General features: G+C 38.9%; 6 protein-coding genes. 1 reads left to right on the top strand and 5 read right to left on the bottom strand.

What is annotated here, in order from left to right; translation table 11 throughout:
- The first annotated feature begins 208 nt into the window (after window positions 1–208).
- Window positions 209–754 (top strand): gamma carbonic anhydrase family protein, encoded by a 546-nt coding sequence (locus PR800_RS19460; protein WP_206276760.1) that lies wholly within the window; start codon window positions 209–211, stop codon window positions 752–754.
- Here PR800_RS19460 and PR800_RS19455 read toward each other — a convergent pair.
- The 5 genes from PR800_RS19455 to PR800_RS19435 form a co-directional block, all read right to left on the bottom strand.
- Window positions 730–990 carry a DUF1488 domain-containing protein gene (locus PR800_RS19455; RefSeq protein ID WP_206276761.1) on the bottom strand — a complete coding sequence of 87 codons (261 nt, stop codon included), beginning with the start codon at window positions 988–990 and terminating at the stop codon, window positions 730–732. The two genes, PR800_RS19460 and PR800_RS19455, sit on opposite strands and share 25 nt — an antisense overlap.
- Window positions 987–1805 (bottom strand): shikimate dehydrogenase, encoded by an 819-nt coding sequence (aroE, locus tag PR800_RS19450; protein WP_102140612.1) that lies wholly within the window; start codon window positions 1803–1805, stop codon window positions 987–989. Before aroE ends, PR800_RS19455 begins: the two co-directional genes overlap by 4 nt.
- 6 nt (window positions 1806–1811) lie before the next feature.
- A complete protein-coding gene (gene tsaC / locus PR800_RS19445) occupies window positions 1812–2381 on the bottom strand; it encodes an L-threonylcarbamoyladenylate synthase type 1 TsaC (RefSeq protein WP_102140611.1) in 570 nt (189 codons plus the stop codon).
- 9 nt (window positions 2382–2390) lie between these two features.
- Window positions 2391–2933, bottom strand: a complete 543-nt coding sequence (locus PR800_RS19440; protein ID WP_102140610.1) for a DNA topoisomerase family protein — start codon at window positions 2931–2933, stop codon at window positions 2391–2393.
- Between the two features lie 24 nt (window positions 2934–2957).
- Window positions 2958–3599: DNA-processing protein DprA (locus tag PR800_RS19435; protein ID WP_272531261.1), on the bottom strand; the 642-nt coding region annotated here is incomplete at its 5' end.

Below are 3599 nucleotides of genomic sequence, written 5' to 3'. Positions count from 1 at the left end.
CCTTCAGAATTACACAACCTTTTTTTTAAAAAAAAACTCCGTTTGCGGATAAAATAGCCACCTTGTGCTTTTTCACTGCATAACGATTATAAAAAGAACGACTTCATGACTATAATTCTAGCTTTAGCAACCTACTTGGCTCATAAATTCATAATGAACTAACGAGTTATTTAACAGCTATCCTTTATTTCTTTTTACGGTTATCACTATGAATACACTTTTACGTCCTTATTTAGGTATTTACCCTTCGATTAATGCACGCGTTTTCATTGACCCATCTTCAGTTGTAATTGGGGATGTTCGCGTAGCTGATGATGTCAGTATTTGGCCTCTCAGTGTTTTGCGTGGTGATGTTAACTATATTTCTATTGGCGCGCGCACCAATATTCAAGATGGCTCAGTTCTACATGTCACACATAAGTCGGCAAGTAATCCAGAGGGGAACCCGTTAATCATTGGAGAAGATGTCACCATTGGCCATAAAGTTATGTTACATGGCTGCACCATAGGAAATAGAGTTCTCGTGGGAATGGGTTCAATTGTCATTGATGGGGCTATAGTCGAGGATGATGTTATTATTGGAGCTAATAGTTTAGTGACACAAGGAAAAAGGCTCGAAGCCGGTTACTTATATACAGGGAGCCCAGCAAAAGCCATACGAAAATTGACTGATGCTGAGTTAGGCCATTTACGTTATTCAGCGAATAACTATGTTGAATGGAAAAATAACTATTTAGCTTCTGATAATACGTAAAGCCCATCTTCACTATCGAGGCCTTGTTCAATCAAGGCTTCAAACTCTTCTTCTATATCCCATCGATATTGCTGAAATAACCTCAGAGGCGTTTCTTCTTTACCATAACGTTGAAATAACAATGACTGAGGAATTGCACATTCAGCAAGCATTCCGCTGATCAATACAGGAAAACGTACTTGTTTGGATAGCTCATCCCACACTTCTCTATCAGGAAATTGAATCTGCTGATTCATCCTTTCAATTCCTTATATAAGGTAGATAGAACAGGTGCGATTTCGGGAAGAATGCCATGCCATAGTTTAAAAGAAAACGCGGCTTGCCCTACTAGCATACCTAGGCCATCGGCTATTTTAGTCACTTGATGTTGAGTCGCAAACTCAAGGAAGGGCGTTAATGATGATTGATAAAACATGTCATAGCATGCAACTTGATCGCTAAACACATTTGGATTGATTGCAGGAACCTCTCCACTTACACCAGATGAAGTCGCATTGATGACCAGATCAAAATCAGCAGATACGATCTGTGAGATCTCTTTCCCACACATTTTACCTAGTGCTGAAAATTCATTAACTAATAATTCAACCTTAGAAAAGGTTCTATTCGCCAAAGTGATATCACAACCATATTCTAAAAGTGGCAATAATGCTCCACGTGTCGCACCACCAGCACCAATCATTAATATTCGGCTATTTGGATGAATAAACTTTAAACGTTGCAAATCTAACAAAAGCCCCATTCCATCTGTGTTGTCCCCCAGCAATCGATTATCATCAAGCTTCATAACCGTATTAACTGCACCACAAGTTTGAGCTCTTGTCGTTAATTCAGAAACAACCTGAAAAGCACGCTCTTTAAATGGCAATGTAATGTTTGCGCCCTTTCCACCTTGTGAAAAAAAACCTATTAGGCTTTGTTCGAATCCCTCTACAGGCGCTAGAATTTTTTCATATTCAAGGGCAATCCCTGTTTGCTCTGCAAACATTTTATGTATAACAGGTGATTTACTGTGTTGAATTGGATTACCAAAAACCGCAAACATTTCCATAGTATATTATCCTTTACGATATAACTGCCCGGTTTTGGCATCTCTTATTTCAGATGGATTTTGACGGCCACCAACTATTCCATCAAGGACAGGAATACTTCCATCAAACTGCTCCATAACTTCTTCCGTTGTTCTACATGGCTCTAATCCACTTAAATTAGCACTTGTAGATACCAGAGGCTTGCCATAATGACGACACAAATTTTTTACTAATTCATGGTCTGTAACTCGCACTGCGATGGTATCAAACTGACCAGTCAACCATTTTGGCGTCGTTACTTTTGCGGGGATCACCCATGTTACTGGCCCCGGCCATGTTGCAAACATCGCTTGTTTCTGATCTTCCGTTAACTGCTCATCATCTATATAGTTTTTTAATTGTTCGTAACTATCAGCGATAAGGATTAATCCTTTTTCCCAAGGGCGTTGCTTCAATTCTAATAACTTACGTACTGCCGTTTCGCTATCAGGGTCACAGCCTAGTCCAAATACTGCTTCTGTTGGGTAGGCTATAACCTCCTCGTGCTGTAATGAACTTATGATACTTTCAATTGCAGGTGTAGATATATTTGACATAGTTTTAACTCATTGTTCTTCTTGTTGCTTACCGCAGCGTTTGCTGGCACAAAATAATCTTACTCCCTGTCCCCCCCTTTTTTCCATAAGTAATGGATACTCACAATACTCACATTTACCAGTAATAGGCTTATTATTTAATATAAACTGACAGTTAGGGTAATTATCGCAAGCATAAAAAGTCTTACCGAAACGTGATTTTCTCTGTAATAAATTCCCTTTTTGGCATTGCGGGCACGAAATTTTAGTTTCATCCGGTTTATCAATTAGCTCAATGTGTTCACATTCAGGATAATTACTACACCCAATAAACATGCCAAATCGCCCTTGTTTCAGCACTAAGTCATAATTGCATTTCGGACAATGTTGACCTTCTAATACTTTAACAATATGACTTTCTACCGTAGGCCTTAGCGGCCTCATATAATGGCATTGTGGATAACTTGAACAGCCTAAAAACGGCCCATGTGAACTATTGCGAATAACAAGCAAAGAATCGCATTCTGGACAATGTTCATTTTTTTCTGTATCGAAGGGCAGTTGCTTAGACATGTTTTTCTCTACTGTTGCTTTTAACTAAGTTAATCTGGTATACCCACCAGCCCCCGAGCTAACTACTCCATTAATTTCCATCTCAGTTAATATGGTAATAATTTGAGTAACTGGAATTTGGGTTTGTTCTGCAATAACATCAACGGGTGTCGCTTGGTACCCCACCATACCTAAAATTTTATTTTCTACCACATTAAACTCAAGTGGTGTCTCTTCTATAGGTAATTCTGTTTGTATCCAATTTAACCCATCACCGATATGCCGCAAAATATCCTCAGGTTCAGCTAATAGATAAGCTCCTTGCTGTAATAGCCAATGGTTACCATGAAATGCAGGATTGCCCAATGGAGCAGGTAATGTAAATAAATCACGATTTTGCTCTAATGCATATCTAGCAGTTATCAGTGAGCCACTTTTCATTCCTGCTTCGATTACAATAACTGCTTTACTTAACCCACTAATAATACGGTTTCTCTTGGGAAATTGCTTAGGTAATGGCGGTGCATCTGGCCAATATTCTGAAACCAAAGCACCATAGTTTTTTATTTTTTCAGCTAATTCAGTATGTTGTCGCGGGTAAATATTCGCTAATCCGCTACCTAAAACCGCAATTGTCTCACCACGATTATCAAGAGCAGCTTTATGACTTATACCGTCAATACCTAA

Origin of the sequence: Providencia sp. PROV205 (assembly GCF_028479505.1) — a bacterium.
GTDB classification, from domain to species: Bacteria; Pseudomonadota; Gammaproteobacteria; order Enterobacterales; family Enterobacteriaceae; genus Providencia; species Providencia huaxiensis.
This window is presented reverse-complemented; position numbering and strand designations above follow the sequence as displayed.

What these genes read in the sequence shown, in the direction of transcription:
- aroE (WP_102140612.1), bottom strand. Translation starts at nt 1,805, where the DNA reads ATGGAAATGTTTGCGGTTTTTGGTAATCCAATTCAACACAGTAAATCA.
- PR800_RS19455 (WP_206276761.1), bottom strand. Translation starts at nt 990, where the DNA reads ATGAATCAGCAGATTCAATTTCCTGATAGAGAAGTGTGGGATGAGCTA.
- PR800_RS19440 (WP_102140610.1), bottom strand. Translation starts at nt 2,933, where the DNA reads ATGTCTAAGCAACTGCCCTTCGATACAGAAAAAAATGAACATTGTCCA.
- PR800_RS19460 (WP_206276760.1), top strand. Translation starts at nt 209, where the DNA reads ATGAATACACTTTTACGTCCTTATTTAGGTATTTACCCTTCGATTAAT.
- tsaC (WP_102140611.1), bottom strand. Translation starts at nt 2,381, where the DNA reads ATGTCAAATATATCTACACCTGCAATTGAAAGTATCATAAGTTCATTA.